The sequence below is a fragment of the Ruegeria sp. AH12 genome (genome assembly GCF_056541465.1).
In genome coordinates, this window is sequence record NZ_JBQFYL010000018.1 from 25,912 (window position 1) to 47,180 (window position 21,269).

Annotated in this window: 22 protein-coding genes and 1 tRNA gene; 6 read left to right on the forward strand and 17 right to left on the reverse strand. The window is 55.4% G+C overall.

Translation table 11 applies throughout. The features are described from left to right. Positions 1 to 12: 12 nt before the first annotated feature. The 8 genes from ACR0EL_RS19105 to ACR0EL_RS19140 form a co-directional block, all read right to left on the reverse strand. Positions 13 to 471: a YdeI/OmpD-associated family protein gene (locus ACR0EL_RS19105; RefSeq protein ID WP_480501618.1), complete on the reverse strand. Its 459-nt coding sequence runs from the start codon at positions 469 to 471 to the stop codon at positions 13 to 15. A 59-nt stretch (positions 472 to 530) separates the two neighbouring features. Further along, positions 531 to 1,076, reverse strand: a complete 546-nt coding sequence (locus tag ACR0EL_RS19110) for a YdeI/OmpD-associated family protein (protein ID WP_480501619.1) — start codon at positions 1,074 to 1,076, stop codon at positions 531 to 533. Between the two features lie 237 nt (positions 1,077 to 1,313). After that, on the reverse strand, positions 1,314 to 3,623 hold the full coding sequence (locus tag ACR0EL_RS19115; protein WP_480501620.1) for a molybdopterin-dependent oxidoreductase: 2,310 nt from the start codon (positions 3,621 to 3,623) through the stop codon (positions 1,314 to 1,316). Positions 3,624 to 3,626: 3 nt separating this feature from the next. Further along, a complete protein-coding gene (locus tag ACR0EL_RS19120; protein WP_480501621.1) occupies positions 3,627 to 5,099 on the reverse strand; it encodes a pyridoxal-5'-phosphate-dependent protein subunit beta in 1,473 nt (490 codons plus the stop codon). Between the two features lie 63 nt (positions 5,100 to 5,162). Beyond that, positions 5,163 to 5,975 carry an ectoine/hydroxyectoine ABC transporter ATP-binding protein EhuA gene (ehuA, locus tag ACR0EL_RS19125; RefSeq protein ID WP_480501622.1) on the reverse strand — a complete coding sequence of 271 codons (813 nt, stop codon included), beginning with the start codon at positions 5,973 to 5,975 and terminating at the stop codon, positions 5,163 to 5,165. Then, complete coding sequence (ehuD, locus tag ACR0EL_RS19130; protein ID WP_480501623.1) at positions 5,975 to 6,655, reverse strand: ectoine/hydroxyectoine ABC transporter permease subunit EhuD; 681 nt, start codon at positions 6,653 to 6,655, stop codon at positions 5,975 to 5,977. Before ehuD ends, ehuA begins: the two co-directional genes overlap by 1 nt. A gap of 10 nt (positions 6,656 to 6,665) precedes the next feature. Beyond that, positions 6,666 to 7,331, reverse strand: coding sequence for an ectoine/hydroxyectoine ABC transporter permease subunit EhuC (ehuC, locus tag ACR0EL_RS19135; RefSeq protein ID WP_480501624.1), 666 nt, complete (start codon positions 7,329 to 7,331; stop codon positions 6,666 to 6,668). 66 nt (positions 7,332 to 7,397) lie between these two features. After that, entirely contained in the window at positions 7,398 to 8,252 is an 855-nt protein-coding gene (locus ACR0EL_RS19140) for a transporter substrate-binding domain-containing protein (RefSeq protein ID WP_480501625.1), read from the reverse strand. Positions 8,253 to 8,408: 156 nt separating this feature from the next. Between ACR0EL_RS19140 and ACR0EL_RS19145 the strand changes: the two genes are divergently transcribed. Then, positions 8,409 to 8,882, forward strand: a complete 474-nt coding sequence (locus ACR0EL_RS19145) for an Lrp/AsnC family transcriptional regulator (RefSeq protein ID WP_480501626.1) — start codon at positions 8,409 to 8,411, stop codon at positions 8,880 to 8,882. A gap of 80 nt (positions 8,883 to 8,962) precedes the next feature. Here ACR0EL_RS19145 and ACR0EL_RS19150 read toward each other — a convergent pair whose 3' ends face one another. From ACR0EL_RS19150 to ACR0EL_RS19175, 6 genes are all read right to left on the reverse strand, one after another. Continuing rightward, positions 8,963 to 9,667: a GntR family transcriptional regulator gene (locus ACR0EL_RS19150; RefSeq protein ID WP_480501627.1), complete on the reverse strand. Its 705-nt coding sequence runs from the start codon at positions 9,665 to 9,667 to the stop codon at positions 8,963 to 8,965. Between the two features lie 316 nt (positions 9,668 to 9,983). Beyond that, complete coding sequence (locus tag ACR0EL_RS19155) at positions 9,984 to 10,442, reverse strand: GNAT family N-acetyltransferase (RefSeq protein ID WP_480501628.1); 459 nt, start codon at positions 10,440 to 10,442, stop codon at positions 9,984 to 9,986. Positions 10,443 to 10,599: 157 nt separating this feature from the next. Next, a complete protein-coding gene (locus tag ACR0EL_RS19160) occupies positions 10,600 to 11,013 on the reverse strand; it encodes a VOC family protein (RefSeq protein WP_480501629.1) in 414 nt (137 codons plus the stop codon). Positions 11,014 to 11,194: 181 nt separating this feature from the next. After that, positions 11,195 to 11,575 carry a VOC family protein gene (locus ACR0EL_RS19165; protein WP_480501630.1) on the reverse strand — a complete coding sequence of 127 codons (381 nt, stop codon included), beginning with the start codon at positions 11,573 to 11,575 and terminating at the stop codon, positions 11,195 to 11,197. A gap of 66 nt (positions 11,576 to 11,641) precedes the next feature. After that, a complete protein-coding gene (locus tag ACR0EL_RS19170; RefSeq protein WP_480501631.1) occupies positions 11,642 to 12,082 on the reverse strand; it encodes a VOC family protein in 441 nt (146 codons plus the stop codon). 44 nt (positions 12,083 to 12,126) lie between these two features. Beyond that, a complete protein-coding gene (locus ACR0EL_RS19175; protein WP_480501632.1) occupies positions 12,127 to 12,582 on the reverse strand; it encodes a helix-turn-helix domain-containing protein in 456 nt (151 codons plus the stop codon). A gap of 116 nt (positions 12,583 to 12,698) precedes the next feature. Here ACR0EL_RS19175 and ACR0EL_RS19180 point away from each other — a divergent pair, with 116 nt between their 5' ends. Continuing rightward, positions 12,699 to 14,327, forward strand: coding sequence for a recombinase family protein (locus ACR0EL_RS19180; RefSeq protein ID WP_480501633.1), 1,629 nt, complete (start codon positions 12,699 to 12,701; stop codon positions 14,325 to 14,327). A 183-nt stretch (positions 14,328 to 14,510) separates the two neighbouring features. On the opposite strand, the gene ACR0EL_RS19185 is transcribed toward ACR0EL_RS19180, so the two are convergent. The 3 genes from ACR0EL_RS19185 to ACR0EL_RS19195 all read right to left on the reverse strand — a co-directional run bounded on the left by ACR0EL_RS19185 (position 14,511) and on the right by ACR0EL_RS19195 (position 16,254). Continuing rightward, a tRNA-Gln gene (locus ACR0EL_RS19185) sits at positions 14,511 to 14,585 on the reverse strand. Between the two features lie 95 nt (positions 14,586 to 14,680). Next, complete coding sequence (locus tag ACR0EL_RS19190) at positions 14,681 to 15,670, reverse strand: NADPH:quinone reductase (RefSeq protein WP_480501634.1); 990 nt, start codon at positions 15,668 to 15,670, stop codon at positions 14,681 to 14,683. A 101-nt stretch (positions 15,671 to 15,771) separates the two neighbouring features. Beyond that, entirely contained in the window at positions 15,772 to 16,254 is a 483-nt protein-coding gene (locus ACR0EL_RS19195; RefSeq protein WP_417750406.1) for an SH3 domain-containing protein, read from the reverse strand. Positions 16,255 to 16,431: 177 nt separating this feature from the next. On the opposite strand from ACR0EL_RS19195, the gene ACR0EL_RS19200 reads away from it, so the two are divergent. The 4 genes from ACR0EL_RS19200 to ACR0EL_RS19215 all read left to right on the forward strand — a co-directional run bounded on the left by ACR0EL_RS19200 (position 16,432) and on the right by ACR0EL_RS19215 (position 21,220). Beyond that, positions 16,432 to 17,418, forward strand: coding sequence for a 2-hydroxyacid dehydrogenase (locus tag ACR0EL_RS19200; protein ID WP_480501652.1), 987 nt, complete (start codon positions 16,432 to 16,434; stop codon positions 17,416 to 17,418). Positions 17,419 to 17,436: 18 nt separating this feature from the next. Then, positions 17,437 to 17,826, forward strand: coding sequence for a GFA family protein (locus tag ACR0EL_RS19205; protein WP_480501635.1), 390 nt, complete (start codon positions 17,437 to 17,439; stop codon positions 17,824 to 17,826). Positions 17,827 to 17,938: 112 nt separating this feature from the next. Continuing rightward, entirely contained in the window at positions 17,939 to 19,732 is a 1,794-nt protein-coding gene (ggt, locus tag ACR0EL_RS19210; RefSeq protein ID WP_480501636.1) for a gamma-glutamyltransferase, read from the forward strand. Positions 19,733 to 19,813: 81 nt separating this feature from the next. After that, a complete protein-coding gene (locus tag ACR0EL_RS19215; RefSeq protein WP_480501653.1) occupies positions 19,814 to 21,220 on the forward strand; it encodes an FAD-binding oxidoreductase in 1,407 nt (468 codons plus the stop codon). Positions 21,221 to 21,269 lie beyond the last annotated feature (49 nt).

A 21,269-nucleotide genomic window follows, 5' to 3' on the forward strand; every position in this document is an offset into this window, starting at 1 on the left:
GTGATTCTTGCGTCACGACCGCAGGGAAAGTATCAATTGCTCTATGCGTTTATACCGTGTTTCTGAACGTCTCGCAGTGTTGACCGTAAGAAGGAGGCTCCGTTGTTTGCCGGGGGTCAAAGCTGACCACGCATCACTCGCCATCGCGGCACGTATCGCCAACATCACGTCATCTGGCACTTCCACCAAATCCAGATCAGCTTTGCGCAAACGAACCTCTATTTGTTCACCCGTTGATATAGCCGCTGCGAGAAGGATGGTTTTTCCTGGGTAAACGAAGGTGCCGGAAAACGCTGGGGATTTGGTAAGTGCCATGTTGAAGGGGTGGTCATTCAACTCTATTTCAACGCGTCTGGCACCATTGGACGTTAGCCTTTCGGCTATCTTTTTCGGGATTGGCAAGACGGTATAGGCGCTTTTGCCCCATTCCATAGTTTCTACGCGGCCGATGAAAGTCTGCCATGTACACACGGTCAAATCCTTTGATTTCCTTGTGCCAACGTAAGTCGGCTCTTGTTCCGGATGCCGCATTACATCTGTGGTATCTTGATGCCTTTGTCTGTTGCTTCAACCGTTTTCGCGATCCGTTTGCTTCGCGTGGCATCTGTCTTGGCGAGTTTGATCCAACGCAATACGTTTCGCTTGTAAGAAGGAGCTAAGCTTTCCCACTTGTCCAAGTTAATCACGCTTTGCAGATCGGGTGGCACAATCAACGCATCGACATCCGCAAAAAAGTCCCACAGGCCTGACGCACGACTGTTTGCCACAGCGACTTCGCCGGCTGGATGCATGAGCTCCTCTTTTCGCAGGCGCGTGACCCGATCCTTGTAGCTTTTTGACCAGGCCTGTTGTTTGTGTTGCGATATGAGCTGCGCAGTCCTGTTTTTATCAACAACAAACCGGCGTCCATCGACCCAACCAAAAGCAATGATCGCATCAAGTACATCCTCTGTGCTGACGTACTTTTGCGGGTGCAATGCCTTCCAAGTGATGAGGCGGACGCTCTCCGTTTGGGCATGGTTGCTGTTTAGCCAAGCCCAAAGCTCTTGCTTGCAAAAAATCTCCAATTCTTCCACAGGCGTGAGATAGAGCTGAAGCTCCGACGGTCATCAGTTTCTTGACCTCTAGTCCGCCAAAGTCGTCATTTGTAGTTACACAGCATCCGACATAATGGGCGCGAAGCCGTCATCTGACACTTTTGGTCAGCCTAACTTGCGCGTCTGACCACCAGCCAAGTTCGGTTAGGCGGGGCAAAGCCGCCGTTACAGAATCTGTACCAAAAGTCAGCGTTAGTGTCTGTACGCACACCCGAATTACGTTAGAATGATCGGCGGAACAAAAGCCTCAATGGTCGGGTCGGCATCGTATCGTTCAAGTGCAACAAGGCATGAATGCGCGACGGGGCCCTGGGCTAGTTCGGACGTCCCCGCATCGCGGGTGACGAGATTGGGGTTTCCATGGCGGCACAGCAATGTCCCATCGCTCTGCTCGACGGCATCAAGCCAAGCTCCGGTGCTCATCCTAACAACACCAGGCAACAGACCCGGATCAAGGGCTACAGTTGCAAGACAGGCACCACGCGCATTGTGAATGCGCACACAGTCATTCTCCGATAGACCCAATCGACGTGCATCGGCGGGATGAATGTAAAGCGGCGTGCGACTATTCAGCTTCGCAATGCGACTGATACGCCCGTGATCCAGTTGCGAATGAAGTTTATCTGCGGGTTGACCGGAAATCAGATGAAATGGCAGGGCATCCGTTGCTGCGCCAAGCCATTCCTCTGGTTCATACCAGGCCGGATGAGGCAAGATCCGGCCCGTCGAAAAGGACGCAATCGAGTCGCATGTGATTTCGATCTTACCGCTCCTGGTTTTTAAAGGTGCCAGGTCCGGAGCGTTGCGGAAGGCAGTGAAAGCGTCCCAGGGCGCATCCGGCAATTCTGTCTCGAACACACCCGTTTCCAAAAATGTATCGTAGGGCGGTAACTCTATCCCCGCGTCCAGAGCTAGTTCACAGCTTTGCTTATACAGATGTTCCAACCATTCGCCGTTGCTGCGATTTTCGGAAAACAGTGTTTCTACACCTAGTTTTCGGCTAATGCCACGCAGAATATCGTGATCATTCCGTGCCTCTCCAACAGGGGATATGGCGGCTTTCATGGCAACGATGAAGCGATCGCGCGGCGAGATCATGAGATCATCACGCTCCAGTGCTGTCGTGCACGGCAGCACTATGTCAGCACGCTTGGTTAGCGCATTCCAGCACCAGTCATGCGCAATCACGGTTTCTGGTTTCTGCCATGCTCTGCAAAGTCGGCTGAGGTCTTGATGATGGTGAAAGGGATTGCCCCCCGCCCAGTAGACGAGGTGAATATCGGGATAGTGATGGGTTTCACCATTGAAGCGGAACTCTGCACCGGGATTCAGCAGCATGTCGCTGATCCGGGCCACAGGGATGAGGTTTTTCACCGGGTTTGTGAGCTGCGGAAGGGCGGCGTAACGCACATTCCGCCGTTCGTTCCCAACCGAGTTTGAAGCGCCATACCCAAAGGCAACGCCGCCACCGGGAAGGCCGATCTGCCCCAGCATTGCCGCTAATGTAGTGGCCATCCAAAAAGGTTGCTCGCCGTGCTCTTGCCGAGTCAGCGACCAACTGACTGTGATCATGGTTCGGCTCTCGGCCATGCGCTTGGCAAGCGCTGTAATGTCTTGCGCGGGAATTTGTGCGATTTCAGCTGCCCATTGCGGCGTCCTGGTGACCCCGTCGGTTTCCCCATTCAGATACGAGGCGAATTGCTCGAAACCGCTTGTATACCTATCCAAAAAGCTCAGATCATGCCAATTATTGCGCAGAATTTCATGGGCCAGGCCCAACATAATAGCCACATCACTGCCAGGACGAGCGGGCAACCATTTAGCACCGAGACCTTCCTCAACATCGCTTCGGACGGGCGAGATATTGACGAACTGAACACCCGCGTCACGGGCCTGCCTCAGCGCCTCTCCGGTGCGGTGATGTCCAGTGCCACCTGCGCTGATCTGGCTGTTGCGCACTGACATACCCCCGAAAGCCACAATCAGGCGGGAATGGTCAATCACCGATTGCCACGGAGGGGGTGCATGTATGAAAGGGGTCGCGTCGCCCAAGATATGCGACAGGATCACCTCGCCCGCCGCAAGTGAGTAAGAATTCACGGACCGGGTGTACCCGCCGATGCAGTTTAAGAACCGATGCAACTGACTTTGGGCGTGATGGAAACGCCCAGCAGAGGCCCAGCCATACGACCCGCCATAGATGGCCTGATTTCCATGGGTCTTGCGGACCCTGTCGAGTTCTTCCGCCACCAAATCCTCTGCCTGGTCCCAGGAGATCTTGACAAAAGAGCAATTTCCGTCGCGGTGCTGCGGATCATCGCGGCTGCCCTCCAGCCATGCCTTGCGCACCATCGGAGCCTTAATGCGCAAGGGGCTGTCAATCGTGTCCAGATAACCTTGCATAATGGGTGACGGCGCAGGGTCATGCTCGAAGGGATGGAACGCCTTGATCCGACCATCGACAACTTCGGTTCTATAGACGCCCCAATGTGCGGCAGTCAGAGGGAATTCGCGACGATCGACCATCTTTTAGGCCGCGTTGAAACTGTCGATCATGCCGTCCCAGACTGGCACCAGATCAAGAAGGCCATCCCAGAAAGATTGATCTCGGCGCCGGTCGAAATCCTCTAACGTGATGCCTTGTTGTTCGACCCAGGTATAGTAGCCCAAGTTGAATACCCGCTCGCGGTCGGGTCGAGTCATCTCGATCATATTGTCGGTTGTGGCACCAAGGATCGAACGACCAAAGGCTTCGGCGGCAAGCACCGTGTCGAACCCGTCTGCATAGTACTTTTTCTCGGCGATCTGTAGTTCGGTCTGATACATGTTCGCGCCATCAGTTGCGACCGTCATGACCACATCGTCGCTGCCGAGATCCATGTATTTGGCGTATTTGATCGCCCCAATGATGTTGGCCAAGGCCGACAGCCCGAAATGACCAAGCTCTGCAATCGCTTGTTGCCCAATGCCGCGATACTTGGACAGGTACTTGCGCCCGGCGGTGGTGTTCGCAACCATGTTCATACCGTCGCTGGCACTGTCCGAAACACCGATCACGAAATCCGCGTTCATCACGTTGTGGATCAGCGGGACATGTTTGTCGCCGATGCCCTGGATGTTGTGCTCGCCATAGCCATTGAGCAAAAGGGTTGGGCATTCCAGCGCTTCGATCGCGCCGATCTGGGCACCCAGCGATGCCTTGAGATGGTCGCCCGCAGCAATCGTACCAGCCGAACCGGTGGCTGAGACAAAGGCGCGCGCAGTCAGATTGCCGTAGGAATTTAAGTGGTGAAAGATACGTTCCATTGCCGGACCCGTCACAGCGCGGTGGATGATGTAGTTTCCATATTCGGCGAACTGATTGAGGATCAGGTTTTCCGGGTCTTTGTCCAACTCGTGACAGGCGTCGTATATTTCCTTGACGTTGCTTTCCGTGCCCGGGGTTCGGTAGATATCGTTTGGATCGGTCAGCCATGCGTTCAACCAATCAAAACGCTCCCGGCTCATCCCTTCGGGCAGAACTGCGACGGACCGGCATCCCAAGAGGTTGGCAATCGCCACCCCGCCGCGACAATAATTGCCGGTCGAAGGCCAGACAGCACGGTGTTTGGTGGCATCAAAGACTCCCGACATCAAACGCGGTATCAGACAGCCATAGGCCGCAAGCACTTTGTGGCAGTCGATCATCGGGAAACGATTGCCCAGCGCCATTACGATCTTGGCTTTGACGCCAGTTAGCTTTTCATCCAGCACGACATGCACCGGGACTTCGGTCAAGTTCCTACGGTCCTGCGCATTGTGCCAGTGGACCCGAAACAGGTTAGCCGGATCGGCAGCATTGGGGTCGGCCTCGGAAATCCGGTCCATCCTGCGGGTAATATGCGTTGTGGGATCAGCGAGTTCAGCGATCCTTGGTAAAACGACACCGCGTCGGCGGAGGTGTTCCACGTTGCGCTGATAGGCATCACGATCGACAATAGTATTCTCAAGTCCTGGCGTCATGGCACCGGCCTTTCTTTTAGGTCCAAGGGCCCGGCGGTTCAGCAGGGCACGATTTTGCTGCAATCAGTTGGCGTCCAACACGGCGTGCAGGAACTGTTTGGTTCTTTCGTTTTGCGGATCGCCGAACAGCTGATCAGGTGTTCCTTGCTCGGCAATTTTTCCTTCGTAGAAAAAGCAGACCCTATCGGAAATCTCGCGTGCGAAACCCATCTGGTGGGTCACCATGATCATGGTCAAGTTGTGCTCGCTGTTGAGCGAACGAATGACATTCAGCACTTCACCGATCACCTCGGGGTCAAGGGCCGAGGTTACTTCATCCAGCAACATCACCTGAGGCCGCATAGCGAGTGCGCGGGCAATCGCGACCCTTTGTTGTTGCCCACCGGACAGACGGGATGGATGTTGGTCTTTTTTGGCACTCATACCAACCATATCCAGTAAGTTTAGCGCCCTTTCCTCGGCCTCTTCGCGGCTCAGGCCAAGCACTTGCATTGGGGCCTCGACACAGTTCTGCAGGGCCGTCATATGCGGAAACAGATTGAACTGTTGAAACACCATCCCGATTTTTGAACGCCGATCGTGCAGGTGCTTTTCATTTGCGACCACCAGACCATTGCCTTTGGGCATATGAGTCAGCGGCTCACCATCCACATAGATTACGCCATCGTTGATCCCTTCCAGGGTCATCAAAACACGCAGGACGGTGGTTTTCCCCGAGCCAGAAGGCCCGATGATCGAGACCATTTCGTTTTGCGCGATATCAAGATTGAGCTGATCCAGAACCGTAAGAGACCCGTATCTTTTGGTCACGTCGGCAAATCGCACCAGAGGGCCACCCTCGGGAAGTGATTGGGGATGTAGAGTGTCAATTGTCATTATATGCCTAAGTGCGTTCTCTTGCCCTGCGCCCGGTTAACGGCGGCTTCGAGGCGTCTGAGCCCCATGGCGGTTGGCAGTGAGATGATCAGGAAGATAAACCCGACCATCGTGTAAGGTTCCAGGTATCGATAGGTTTCAGCACCCAGCGCGTTTGCGGTGTGCATCAATTCAGCCACGCCAATCGTGGCCAGAAGCGGCGTATCTTTGAAAATGCCCACCAGATAGTTCCCCATCCCGGGCAGCGCGATCGGGAAAGCCTGCGGCAGAACGATCCGACGATATATGTAACTGGATGAGAAGTTCAGCGCTTTACAAGCTTCCCATTGCGACTTTGGAACGCCCTCCAGTGCGCCGCGATAGACTTCTGATAGGTAGGTGCCGAAATGCAAACCAATCGTCAGCATGCCGGCCGTCCAAGCCGAGAGTTTTATTCCAAACTGCGGAGCTACAAAGAACACAAAAAAGAGTTGCACCAGCAGCGGAGTAGACCGCACAAATTCGACGATCTCACGCACTACGAAGTTGACGATGTTGTAGGGGGTCCTCTGTCCAAGCATCAACACAAGGCCAACGACGACTGCGATCAGATACCCGACACCCGCGGCCAACAACGTGTTGCCTGTTGCCCAAAGCATCCGAGGCAAAATTTCCCAAGCGAATTCCCAACGCCATTCCATCACAGCCTCCTTACGCTTTTCCGACCATGCGGGCAGCGAGAAGCTCTAGCCATCGCAGGAACGGGATCAGCGCGAAGCGCGCCATGACATAGTAAACGACCAATGCCGTTCCAAACACCTGTGCCGAAAGCCAGGTCGTTGCATTGATCTGTTTGGCGACAAACATCAGGTCGACCACGGTGATCAACGCGACAAGAGCCGTCGCCTTTAGCAACTCGACTGTCAGGTTGGCTGCTGGGGGTAGGATCAGCGGAAAGGTTTGTGGAATGATGATCCGACGCATACGCGTTGCCGGAGACATATTCAGAGCTAACGCCGCTTCATACTGTCCACGTGGTACAGATTGAATACCACCCCTGACGATTTCGGCGCCATAAGCTCCGAAATTCAGACCCAAGGCCAGCACCCCGGACACAAACGGTGTCAGCGTAATGCCCATCAGCGGCAGAACATAGTAGATCCAGTAAAGCTGCACCAACAGCGATGTGCCGCGGAAGAACTCGATGTAAACCGTCGCAGTTCCTTGAATGGCAACATTTGACGACAGGCGCATCAGCCCAAAAATCATCGAGATCACAACCGCAACAAGCGTCGCACAGATCATGACCATGATAGTCGTGCCTGCACCGCTCGCGAGTTTTGGAAGGAACTCGGACAAAAACTCTATGTAGTTCAAAGATCGTCTCCAGCAGTGGGCACCGAGCAGGGGGAGTAACCACCCGGTGCCCGCCTCACGAAAAACTTAGCGGTTTGCGCAAGCGTATTCGGTAGAGGCGTCATCGCCCGGCAACTGGAATTCCGTGTACCCATAGGGTTCAACGGCTTCCATCCACTTTTCCCCACCGATCACCTTGGCCATCGCCTCGTTAAAGGCTGCCAAGAAATCGGTGTCAGAGTGGCGCATGCCAATACCAACCCAGTTCTGGGTCCATTCGGGCATGTCGGCGGGGTCGGTCACTTCGAACTGGCCGTTCGATTTGTCGACATGTTCTTTCGCGCCAAAGAAGGTTTGCACGGCAGCGTCGGCCCGGCCCGCTTTCATCGCGGCAAGGATTTCGACTTCACCAGCGACCAGCATCATCTGCCCATCTGGCACGCCCTCTTTCTTGGCGGCCTCAACTGTGTTGAACCCAGCACCCGTCACCAGTGTCGCACCTGTATTGATCACGTCTTGATAATTGTTGATGCCTTGTGGATTTCCAGCTGGAACAAGCATCGCATCCCCGAACAGACCAATCGGATCGGAAAAGTTGATGTTCTCACAACGGCTTTTCAGGATGTACATGCCTCCGGTGATGATATCATACCGGTTGGCCTGAAGTCCGGGGATCAAACCAGCCCATTCATTGACAGATGTTTCGTAATTGGTGATGCCCATCTCTTTGAGAACAACCAGCGTCAGCGCATTTACAAATCCTAATGGTTCACCATTTTCGCCGGGATAGGCCCAGGGGATCGCAGTTGCAAATCCCAGCCTTATTGGCTCGCCGGAGTTGATACGATCAGTAAGCTCGTCCGCTGATGCGGTTGAGGCTATTGACATGATCGCCACCGCCCCTATCGCGGAAAGTGCTTTGGATTTCAGGTTAAACTTCATCTCTTTTCCTCTCTGGTTGGCTCAGTTCTGATACGCTCTTTGGCTGGGTCACTTTGTTCGTGACTTTCTTTTCTATCTTTACGCCAACACCCGCCTTTATTTTTTTCATAGTTTGCATCATTATGATGTATACAACTCAAAAAAGCAAAAAATCTAATGCCAAAAGATCATCAAGACCTGTTACCGGTGGATCGCGCGATCCTGCGAATCCTGCAAAAGGACGCCAGTTGCCGTTTGGCCGAGATCGCAGAAGAGGCCGGAGCATCGATTGCAACCGTCCAGCGGCGCGTGCGGTATCTGCGGGAAAACGGTGTGATCGATGGTGAGACAATTCTGGTCAACCCACAAAGTGTTGGTCAGGATATGACCTTTCTCATCCTCATCGAACTGGAAAGAGAACGCATCGACATACTTGACGCATTTCGTCGCAAAATCGCTGCCGAACCCCAAATCCAGCAATGCTACTACATCACCGGTGAAGCAGACTTTGCATTGATCGCGCTGGCAAAGGACATGGACGAATACCAAGCCTTGATCCAGAGGCTGTTATTTGACGACAAAAACATAAAACGCTTCAGGACATCGGTGGTTATGGATCGCAGCAAAGTATCGCTGAACGTAAAGGTTTGATCGCTTATCTAATACGATAAGCCAAGGGTCGCCCGCAGGAGGCGCAAGGGTGCCTGGGCATTAGCCATTCGACAAGCAATTTAATGCTGGTTTCTGGTTTCCTCTAGGCGCATACCCAGCCCTTCCAGAATACGCCTCCGAGCCATAAAAACATGGTTTCTCGCAGCCAAACCCAGCCCAATTGGGTCTTCTAACTGTATCAGGCGTCTCAGTTCATCCAACTCATTTGACACCGCAACGATCACCTCTTCCCAATCAAGCGCAGGTAGCGAAACGAGCCACATGCGGGAGGTTTGAAAGAACAACTTGAGCATCGTCTCGCGCAATGTGCGATTGGTGATCAGGTCTGTCAGTCCAGTATAATATTGGTTGTTGGCGCGGCCAAACCCAACCACATCACCGGCTGAAACAGATTGAAAGCAGGCTTTGTATTCGTCGAATTCCTCTGCCGCTCCATTGGGAAATGGAGACACAAAAAAGTCCCCTGCTGACTGCCAGAGGATCATCCGAACCGTAAATATCTCTACCAGTTCACGGGGTTCTATTTCCGAGACGATGTTGCCGACGCCGTGTTTGACAACCAGAAATCCATCATGTTCCAAGGTTGTCAGAACATGCCGAATTGGCGTCCGGCTAGTGTTGAACTCTTCGGCGAGTTCTGTCTCGCGCAAGACACTGCCGGGCGGATACTCAATCGAGCAGATTCTATCTCGAAGTTTCTGATAGATCATTTCCTTGCGCGAATGCGCAGGTCCGGAATTTAAGTCAGATTTGAAGGAGGCCATCTTTGTGTTCTGCGTCTGGTTTTTCTGTTACTCGTGCCAATTGGGGTAGCCGCGCAATTTGTATCGCATTCATTGCATCATGCCGTAGACACGACAAGATGTATACCTCGTATACTGATCAAACTGTCGCCGCGCACCAAAAGGCCCAACCTGGCAGTTACAGAACGGCCCATGATAAGCGGCCATTCGTGCAAATTGCAGCATCCGTCAGAATGGGCTCGGTGCAGACCTTAACCGCAAGGTGCCCCTATGGCCGAAAGGCGCAGGAAGCGGTCATGTCCCCAATTTTGGACAGGGTCCGCTTCGGAAATCGGCGCTAAATTGACTTCTCCATATAGACGCGAACGAAATTGTCGCGACCATGTTTCGGCTGACCTTTGCGAGCGATCTCGAATCCATGCTTGTGATAGAGCCGCAGCAAATCAGTCATCATTTCAGCAGTGTCGAGTTCCAATGTGATAACGCCCGCTTCTTTTGCATCTCGCTCGATCGTGTGGATCAATGCGCTGCCAATACCATGGCCCTGATTGCCGGGTTGCACCGCAACTTGCTCGATGGTCCAAGTGCTTCCACTCGGTGAGTGAATAGCGACACCTTGAATCCGCGAGTTGTCGACAGCGACCAAAACGCGATTCTCTGAGATGGCTTTAATGAGCCAAGAATACGCGTGTTCTGTCTGTTCGCGACCAAGCCGACGCACATAGTCTCCGAACGCAGCGCGCAAGACGTTTTCGCATTCGTTCGCTTCACGCGCAGTTGCCGCCCTGATCTCCATGTGAGGACCATAGCGGACCTTCGTGCAGCGCGCAGCACTTGGACGGTATGGGCTCCTTACGGACCTTATCCACCAGGCGCTTGGGAGGGCGTAGAGCGAGACTCTTCGGTCATTTTTCAAAGCTCCGCTTTCGGAGCTCCGGCGATAGTTTGATGTCTCAATTGCCCTCACCGTCGTTGTGGCAGACAACCTCCAGCTTAATCCCGTGCGGGTCGAGCCAATAAGTCGCGTAGTGCGTCCCGTATTGAGGAAACTCTTGAGGTTCCTCCAGAATATGTGAGTTCCGTGAGATTGCCCAATGATACGCCTCAAGCACGATCTCGCGGTTTTCAACCGAGAATGCCAAGTGCTGCAACCCAGTGGCATGGCGCGAGTAGTGTCCGTTGTCGTTCGCTTGGTAGAAGAATAGCTGCGTTCCGAGTATCCCATCCGGTCCGTAGTTGAATTCTGGTTCAGTCTTGAACCACTCCTTGAGACCAAGGATTGGCATTAGCTCATCATAGTAGGCCTTCGCCGCCGCAAGATCCGGCACCGCGATTCCGATATGATCTATGAACCCCTTTCTGTGCATGAGTGCTCCACAGTTTTTTGGTCTCATGGCACCAACTTTGTGCCGTGATCAGCGAGCTGATTATTGCTCTTGGTTTCGATATCGAAGCTACGTCGGGTATTCGCCAAGATGCAAAAGTCGATAGGCTTGTGCTCATTCCAGGCCCCAGTTGCGTGGCCGCCAGTGTGTTGCATTCTGTTTGCTATGCCTGTCTGTTACTAACCTCGACCAGATTGTCGTCCGGGTCGCGGAAGTAGACAGATAGCAGCTTTCCGACGGCGCCCAGTTTCTCAGCAGGCCCTTCGACGATCGTGATGTCATGCGCGCGAAGCGTCTCGGTGATCTCTTCGATTGGCGTGTCTGTCAACAGGCAGAAGTTACCGCTTCCGGGCACCGTTTTCTTCGCCAGATTTGGTGCTGTGCCTGCATCTTGGAGACTGATTTTGTTCGACCCGAAGTGAAGGGACCACTTGCCAGGGCGTTCCTCTCGCGGGGTCATACCGAGCACTCGTTGATAAAACTCAAGTGTTGAGTCGACGTTGTGGACGCAGAGAACGATGTGATCGAAGCCGTAGATGTTCATGGAGAAAACATACCTTCTTCCACTTTCGCCGCAAACCGTGAGTGTCGCGACCCCGGTCAGACAAAGCTACCCGCCTAGTCGGTCCTGAATCTGCGTGTCCGTCAGAGATACAATCGTCTTGCTCAGTATCCACGCATGCCCGAACGGGTCGAGAACGCGGCCCTCTCGCTTGCCATATGGTCGATCCTCGATCTCGATAACAACTTCCCCGCCGAGGTCCACTATCGTCTTGGCGATTTCATCCGGGTTTGGCACTGTGAGGTGCAGCAGTACCGAAGCGCCCAAATCCCCGCTCGGCGCAGTGAGCCCCCAGCCAGCGACGGCTTGCGCCATTGTGAAGACGGATTGTCCGATTTGCATCGCCGCGTGAACGACACGTCCATCGTGGTCGGTAAACCGCTCCAGCCGTGTGGCCCCCATTGCAGCCGAGTAATACTCCAGCGCGGCATCAACATCGCTGATGATCAGACGTGGCTCCAGCGAGATGTGTTCATTTGAGTCAGCCATGAAGCGAGATTACGCCGCGCTCACGTCGTCGTATTGAAGAAAATTCAAGTGCCGACAGCGACGTGGTTTTGCTGGTCCGTGGCATGCAAAGCGTACTCAGTCGGCGATAGGCCAGCAAAGCACCTGAACTCCCGGACCATGTGGGATTGATCGGAATAGCCAGCGTCCAATGCCGCCTCAGACCAGGATGTCGTGTAACGCTGGTTCCGAAGAAGACGTTGAAACCGCTCGATCCGAGAGAACGTCTTGGGCGTCAGCCCAGTCCGTTCCCGAAAACGGTGAATGAGTGTTTGGTGCGAAACATCAAAATGTTCTGCCACTTTATGGACGCGAGCGCCGTTTTGCAGCATTGCGCTTGCCTGATGCACTATGTCATCCCAACGGGTAGAAACAGGTGGTTGCTCAAGAAATGCCGCTTCCAGCAGATCCAGGCGAGTGGCTGGATCGTTCGCCTTGACCAAACCTTCATGCAACGCTGATTGATCAACCCAAGAGAGCATGTTGAGATCAACGAGCTCCGAGACGATGTCGGAGACCGCACCGCCAAAAAATGCAAAAGCTCCACCGGCAGAGAATGAGACGCCGCAAAGCCTTCGCTGTTCTTCGGGGTTCAGTGATGCGACGTATCCGCTGTGCCATTTACACGCGAAAAAGCTCGGAGGAGGGGCTGGAGCAGGATTTCAATTCACTCGATGCCCAGCGGGAAGCTTGTGAAGCCTATGTTGCCAGTCAGAAGCATGAGGGATGGGAATTGCTGCCAGATCACTATGACGATGGCGGTATCTCGGGTGGGCATCTTGACCGCCCGGCGCTGCAGCGGCTGATGCAGGATGTTGACCAGAAACGCGTGGATCAGATTGTTGTCTATAAGATTGACCGGCTGACGCGCTCGCTGGCTGACTTCGCCAAACTGGTCGACCGTCTCGACGCGGCAGATGCATCATTCGTGTCGGTCACACAATCCTTCAATACGTCCACCAGCATGGGCCGCCTGACGCTCAATGTGTTGCTTAGCTTCGCTCAGTTCGAACGGGAAGTCACCGCTGAACGTATCCGGGACAAGATCGCCGCCTCGAAGCGCAAGGGTCTTTGGATGGGCGGGAACGTTCCGCTTGGATATCAGGCAGACGGCCGGACGCTTAAAGTCGACGAAGAAGAAGCTAAGATCATCAGGACACTCTACGATCTCTATCTGGAGCATCAGACCATTCTCGATGTGAAAGAGCAGGCGGAGGCACTGGGGCTTCGGTCCCGGAGACGGGAACGCCCGGGTGGACGCGTGACAGGTGGCACGTTCTTTGACCGCGGACACATCCATCACATGCTCAGCAATCCAATCTATGCTGGCCGCATTCGACACAAGGGTCAGATTTATGAGGGGCAGCATCCTGCCATCATCGACCCGGCGGTTTGGGAGCGGGTGCAGCAGCTATTGACGGATGGCGCGGCAAGGGAGCGCGGCGTTAAGCAGAAAGCAAAGCGATCAGCACTGGCCGGAAAGCTCTTTGATGAGACCGGAGATCGGCTGGCGCCCAGTCATAGCCGAAAAAAAGGAAAGCGTCTGCGGTACTATATCTCTGGTCGTCTGGTGACTGATCGCAGTCAGAAGCATCCGGATGCGTGGCGGCTGCCGGCAGAGCAACTTGAAAACCTTCTGGCCAAAGTGGTCAGACAACATCTGAGCCGACCGAACACGGTGACATCAATGGTACAGGATATGTCTGCGGCCGAGATTGCTTCAGCAGCGGAGCATCTCAGAGATTGCCAGTCCGTCAGGACATGCCTCGGCCTGATTGCGCGGGCAGATTTGCGACAGGGGTCCCTGAATGTGAAACTGGATGTCCAAGCACTCGCCCGAACGATGGAGTGCAGGGCGGATCAGGTCGATACCGAGGAACTAAAGATCAAAGCACCATTCCGGATGCGCCGCAGAGGTGTGGAGCTGAAACTGCATCTTGGCGATGCACCGCCTGAGATCGATCGAACACTTGTCCGCAACATCATCAAGGCGCGCCATTGGTTGGCGATGATCATAGATGGCAGAACGTTCTCTGAAATCGCTGAGGCGGAAGGCACCTCCAAACGCCGCGTTCAGGATGTGGTTGATCTCGCAATGCTGGCGCCTGACATTCTGGATGCCATCGCTGCAGGCGAGCAACCTGACGACCTGACCACGGACTACCTAATCAAGTCCGGCTTCCCGGCGATCTGGTCAGATCAGCGCCAGCAGTTCGCTGCGCTCTGATCTACAGACTTTTCCAAACACCCCAAACTCGTACCGTCGGAATCGCGAACTGAGACTGCGGCCGGAAATCGGCTATTGTTGCGCTCACCTTCGCGTCTCAGCTCAAATCGTCAAAAGCTAAGTCCCTGAAAATTAGCCACAATCTGCGACCAATTAGTCAATGTGTGAGTTAATGGAAAGCCATGGCTGGGGTGGTAGGATTCGAACCTACGATACACGGTACCAAAAACCGCTGCCTTACCACTTGGCTACACCCCAACGGTGAGCGGCTGTCTACGATTGTTGTTGGCGGGGTTCAAGAGGTTTTTGGGCAAAAAAACCGGCTCCTCCAAAAAATATATCCGTCGTATGCATCATCGCGTTTCCAGCAAGACGGCTCCGCTGCGGCGGCCGGCTTGGACAAGATCGTGGGCCTGTGCGCAGTCGGTTAGAGGCAGCACGTCTTGAATGGGGCATTTCAAAGCATCATCCGTAAGTGCCGTGTGCAATTGTTTGATCGCTGCGGTGCGGAGTTTGTGGGGGAGCAGGTAGATCAGAACGACCTCCAGCGTGACTGCTTTGAACATCAATGGGTAGAAGGGCAGTGTTGGGGTCATATCTTTGGCAGAGCCGAAGGCATTGATGCGGCCGTTTTCGGAAATGACGGCTATGTTGGTTTTAACGTTCTGGCCGAACTCGACATCGACAATGCGATCTATCGGCTGGCCGTTGTTTGCATCAAGGATGTGTTCAGCAATATCGGCGTCGGCATAGTCGATCACGGTGTCGGCGCCTGCTGATTGTACCCTGTCAAAATCGCGGGGGTTTGCGGTGCTTATGACCTTGGCACCACCCCATTTTGCCAGCTGAACGGCCAGGTAACCCACGGTTCCTGCACCACCGTGTATCAGCACGGTTTGGCCTGAGATTTCTCCGCCCGAGAACACCGCATGGCTGGCGGTCAACCCGGGTATACCCAACACAGCGCCGGTTTGAAACGAGACAGAATCGGGCAGTGGTACCGCCTGGTCTGCGGGCAGAGTGATCTGCGTAGCCGCAGTCCCATAAGGGCGCTGCCACTGGCCGTTCCAGACCCAGACCCGCTGCCCGATGCGCGTGGTGGGCACGCCGTCTCCGACCGCGGAAATGATACCAGCCCCATCGCTATGGGGCACGATCTTAGGATAGGGCGGTTTGGTCACGCCCGGTCTGGCACCGGCCCGCGCTTTGATGTCGGACGGGTTCACCCCGGAATAGGCCAGATCGACTGTGACGTCTCCGGGCTGCGGTGCCTCAGGCGGTAGATCCTCTAGCTTCAGCACATCTTCGGCTGGTCCGAAGGCGGAATAGGTAATGGCTTTCACGGTGATTCCTCTGACTTTGGGGCAGCTTAGCCGCGCTAGATCAGAGTTCCAGAGGATTCCCTTTGACAGGTGCCAAGCTAAGCCCACTGGAAGTGGCCTAGCTATTCCCTGATCTCGGCGGGATCGACGCCCCAAAGGTTCGATTTCAGTGTCCAGCCGCGATAGCCACCTGCGGAAATTCGGCACCAATCCAGCGAACAACTGCCAAGGCGCGCAACCACGCCGGTTTCGAAATGGGCGTTGATGGGGGCGTTGGGGTCGGGTCGGGCGTATACGGGCAACATCTCGGATTCGATCAGTACAGTGCGCACGCCAGACAGCAGCGCATAGTGAACCCAGCCGCCCGCACCGTCGCGGTCCTGGACCTTGCGCCAGTTTCCATATTCCGCCGTGATTTGCAGGGGCATCCCACGCCGTTTGAAGACCCAGTCGATGCGGTGGGTCAGCGACGGACCCCGACGGACATTGCCTTCGGCTGCTTTCATCGAGACATAACGGGGCAGGGGCAGATTCGTAACCTGGCCGCGATTGTCCTCTGCGGCGGCCACAATGGGACTGAGCGCTACGAGGAACGCGGTTAGGATCGCCAAACAACGGCGTTTCACCGGTAGAGGACCACTCACTGACTGCCTGCTCTTGTGCCTGTTGATCTGCTTTCGAAAAAAGGTCGACTGAATGCCTTAGGGGTTCTTGTGCCCCGTCTTATCCTGCGCCACGATGCCATGGAGCGCGCGCGAATGCAAAGCAGTGGGAGGGCCGAGGTGCCAAGTGAACGTCTGAGTGTTGTTGTAACGCGACGGTTGCCCGAAGCGGTCGAGACCCGGCTGAGTGAGCTGTTCGATGTCCGCTTGCGCGATGATGATACGCCTATGACCCGGGATGATCTTGTGGCAGCCGTGAAAGTGGCGGATGTGCTGGTGCCCACCGTAACCGACACGATCGATGGCGGTGTATTGGGGCAGGCGGGGGATCAGCTGCGACTGATTGCGAATTATGGTGCCGGTGTTGATAATATTGATGTGGCGACTGCCCGTCAGCGCGGCATCCTGGTGTCGAACACGCCAGGTGTTCTGACCGACGATACCGCTGACATGACCATGGCGCTGATTCTAGCGGTCACACGGCGCATTCCCGAGGGTCTGGGCGTAATGCAAAAGGGAGATTGGGCAGGCTGGGCCCCGACGGCCCTGCTGGGTGGTCGGATCGGCGGTCGGCGTCTTGGCATTCTGGGCATGGGCCGTATCGGGCAGGCGGTTGCGCGCCGCGCCGGTGCCTTTGGGATGCAGGTGCATTATCACAATCGCCGCCGCCTACGGCCCGAGACCGAACAGGCGCTGGAGGCGACATATTGGGAAAGCCTGGACCAGATGGTGGCGCGGATGGATGTGATCTCGGTCAATTGTCCGTCGACGCCATCTACCTTTCATCTGATGAACGCGAGGCGTTTGAAACTGATGAAACCTTCTGCGGTGATCGTGAATACCTCTCGGGGTGAGGTGATCGATGAAAACGCCCTGACCCGTATGATCCGCGCGGGCGAGATCGCCGGGGCTGGGCTGGATGTCTATGAACACGGAACCGATGTGAACCCGCGTTTGCGGCAATTGCCGAATGTTGTCCTGCTGCCGCACATGGGTTCGGCCACGTTGGAAGGGCGGATCGAGATGGGCGAGAAGGTGATCATCAACATCAAGACCTTCGAGGATGGGCACCGTCCGCCGGATCAGGTTGTGCCCGCGATGCTATGAGGTTTTGGAGGTTGGCAAGTGACCGAGGTTTATAAAGCCGGTTGCCGCTGTGGCGCGGTGCGGGTCATTGCCAAGGGTCCACCGCTGCGGGTTGGTTTATGTCATTGCCTTGATTGCCGAAAGCATCATGGTGCCTTGTTCTACGCCGCTGTTATTTTTCACCATGATTGTGTGCAGATCAGCGGAGAAACTTGCAGCTACGAAGGGCGCTTTTTTTGCCCGATCTGTGGGTCGCCGGTGTTTGCCAAAACAGATGACGAGGTAGAGTTGCACCTGGGCAGCTTTGATGAGGTCAATCAGTTCAAACCAAGCTATGAATGCTGGGCGATCCGGCGTGAAAGCTGGCTGCCAGAATTTGAGGGCTTGCAGCGATACGACAGGGATCGCGTGGATGTTGGTTCGGATTGACAAGACCTGATACGGCGGAACTCTGCCGTTGGTTTGTGCGATATCAACCTTTGGTTGCGGCTTTCCGGTCGTCTGTACAGTGTTGAAAGCAATAGTAGAATTGGAGGATAAGATGCGTTTCGGTCGAATTTCAGGGCTCGTTGTTTCAACGTTTGCGTTCACGGCGCCTGCTTTTGCGCAGGAAACGGCAGATGCAGTTGCGCCCGAAGGGGCGTCAGAAGGGCAGGTTCAGGCATTAACCGAGGAGGTCATCGCAGCCGTCGAGGCGAAACTGGCCGGTGTTCCGGTACAATCCGAAAACTGGATGGTTGCTGCTGCTAATCCGCTGGCGGTTGAGGCCGGGGCCAAGATCTTGCGTGCCGGAGGGTCGGCAGCCGATGCCATGGTCGCAGTGCAAGTTGTGCTGGGACTGGTCGAGCCGCAGTCATCGGGTCTGGGCGGCGGGGCCTTCTTGGTTTGGTACGATGCAGCCTCGGGTCAGATGACCACCTTGGACGGGCGCGAAACGGCACCGCTGGCGGCAACGCCAAGACTGTTTCACGACGAAAACGGCGAGCCCCTAAAATTCTTTGATGCGGTTGTCGGCGGGCTATCTGTTGGCACACCAGGAACGCCGGCGCTGCTGGAAGAGGCGCATCGCCGCTGGGGGCGGTCACCCTGGCCGGGGCTGTTTACCGATGGCATCCGATTGGCGGATGAAGGGTTCCTGGTCTCGCCGCGCCTTGCCGCGTTGGCTGCCAATGACGCTGAACGATTGGCACGTTTTCCTTCAACGGCAGAATACTTCTTGCCGGGTGGTGAACCGTTGCAGCAAGGGCACCGGCTGATGAACCCCGACTATGCTGAAACGCTGCGGGTGCTGGCCGCTGACGGGGCAGCAGGGTTCTATGGTGGTGATATTGCGGCAGGGATTGTGAACACTGTCCGGACTGCCCCGGGGAATCCGGGTGTTCTGTCGGGCACTGATCTGGCGCTCTATCAGGTGATCGCGCGTGAACCCGTTTGCGCCACATATCGCTCTTACGAGGTATGCGGCATGGGGCCGCCGTCATCCGGAGCACTGACCGTTGGGCAAATCCTGGGCATGCTGGACAGTTATGATCTGGCGGCGATGGGGCCAGAAAGTGTCGAAGCCTGGCGGCTGATCGGTGAAGCCTCACGCCTCGCCTTTGCAGATCGGGGGCGTTACATGGCCGACAGCGATTTTGTCCCGATGCCAACCGAAGGTCTGGTTGATCCAGCCTATCTGGCTGAACGTGCCGATCTGCTGAATGCCGAGAGCGCGTTGATTGATGTTGCCCCGGGGAACCCCGCGTTTGATCACGCGTCGAACTGGGCGGATGATGTTTCGCTGGAATTGCCCTCGACCTCGCATATCTCGATTGTGGACAGCTATGGCAATGTTTTGTCGATGACTACGACCATCGAAAACGGCTTTGGCTCGCGCTTGATGACCAACGGTTTCCTGCTCAATAACGAACTGACGGATTTCTCGTTCAGAACTCATAACAACGGTGTTCCCATCGCTAACCGGTTGGAGCCTGGCAAGCGTCCGCGCTCGTCCATGAGCCCGACCATTGTGATGCAGGACGGTGCCCCGGTTCTGGCCATCGGATCACCCGGCGGCAGCCGGATTATCGGCTATGTGGCCAAATCGATCATTGCCTGGGCTGATTGGGGAATGGACGTACAACAGGCGGTGTCCCTACCGCATCTGGTCAACCGGTTCGGCACTTATGATGTGGAATTGGGCACTGTAGCCGAGGGATATGTGGACGCCCTTACCACATTGGGATTCGAAGTGAACCCGCGTGACCTGACCTCGGGCCTGCATGCGATCGAGATCGGCGAGCAACTGAGCGGTGGTGCGGATCCACGGCGCGAAGGGATTGCGCTGGGCGAATAAGCTAGGGGCTTGTGCGGATCATTCAGGCCTTTTAGTCATGGCTAAAAGGCCTGAATGCCTTTTCATGAGAAGGGGTTGGATATGGTACAGGCGACAGCTTTGCCGCGCAACGAAGCTGGTATTGAAACCGCAGTTGGAATTCTGAAACAACGATTTGGCGACCGGCTGCAAACAGGGGCCGCGATCCGCGAACAGCATGGTCACACCACGACCTGGATCGTCAATCAGAGCCCAGATGCGGTGGTCTTTCCCACCTCAACGGCTGAAGTATCCGAAATCGTCACGATTTGCGCCACGCACAAAGTGCCCGTGATCCCCTTCGGCACCGGCACCTCGCTGGAAGGGCATGTGAATGCGCCTGCAGGTGGGGTTTGCGTGGACCTGATGCAGATGAACAAGGTGATCGCCGTCAATGCCGGTGATCTGGATTGCGTTGTTCAGCCGGGCGTAACCCGTGAAGACCTGAATACCCATCTGCGTGATCAGGGCTTGTTTTTCCCAATAGATCCGGGGGCCAATGCCTCGCTTGGTGGTATGGCTGCAACACGCGCTTCTGGCACAAATGCGGTGCGCTATGGCACGATGCGAGATAATGTGCTGAGCCTTGAGGCGGTTATGTCTGACGGGCAGGTGATCCGAACCGGCAATCGCGCTAAAAAGTCTTCCGCAGGCTATGATCTGGCCCGATTGCTGATTGGGGCGGAAGGGACGTTAGGCATCATCACCGAACTCACCCTGCGCCTGCATGGCATCCCCGAGGCGATCAGCTCGGCCCGCTGTTCCTTTCCAAGTGTTGATGCCGCGTGTCAGGCCGTAATGATGACCATCCAATACGGCATCCCGGTTGCGCGTATCGAATTGCTGGACGAGATGTCCGTTCGTGCAGCCAACGCCTATTCCGGCCTGACCCTGCCTGAAACACCCCTGTTGTTGCTCGAATTCCATGGCTCAGAAAACGGGGCTGCCGAACAGGCGGCGACCTTCGGTGACATCGCAGGCGAATTTGGTGGCGTGGACTTTGCGGCAACGTCCACAACCGAAGAACGCAACAAACTATGGCAGGCGCGACATGATATGTACTGGGCCTGCTTGCAATTGCGCCCTGGCGCACAAGGCATATCAACAGATGTTTGCGTTCCGATCTCTCGGCTGGCCGAGGCGGTTGGCGCAGCACAGGACAAGGCGGCTGAACTTGGTCTGATCGCCCCGATTGTTGGCCATGTTGGTGATGGGAACTTCCACACCCTTCCTTTGATCGACATGGACAATCAGGCCGAAGTTGCCAATGCCGATCAATTTGTCAGTTGGCTGAACGACCTGGCAATTTCGATGGACGGCACCTGCACCGGTGAGCATGGGATCGGGCAGGGCAAACGCCCCTACCTGGTCAAGGAACTTGGGGCTGCAACGCATTACATGACAGCGATCAAAGCTGCGCTGGACCCAGACGACATCATGAACCCCGGAAAGATTGTTCCGGGCAGGTAAGTGGATTGACGCCCGGTTGGTGGCCCAGCCTTAGGGACGGATAGCGGTT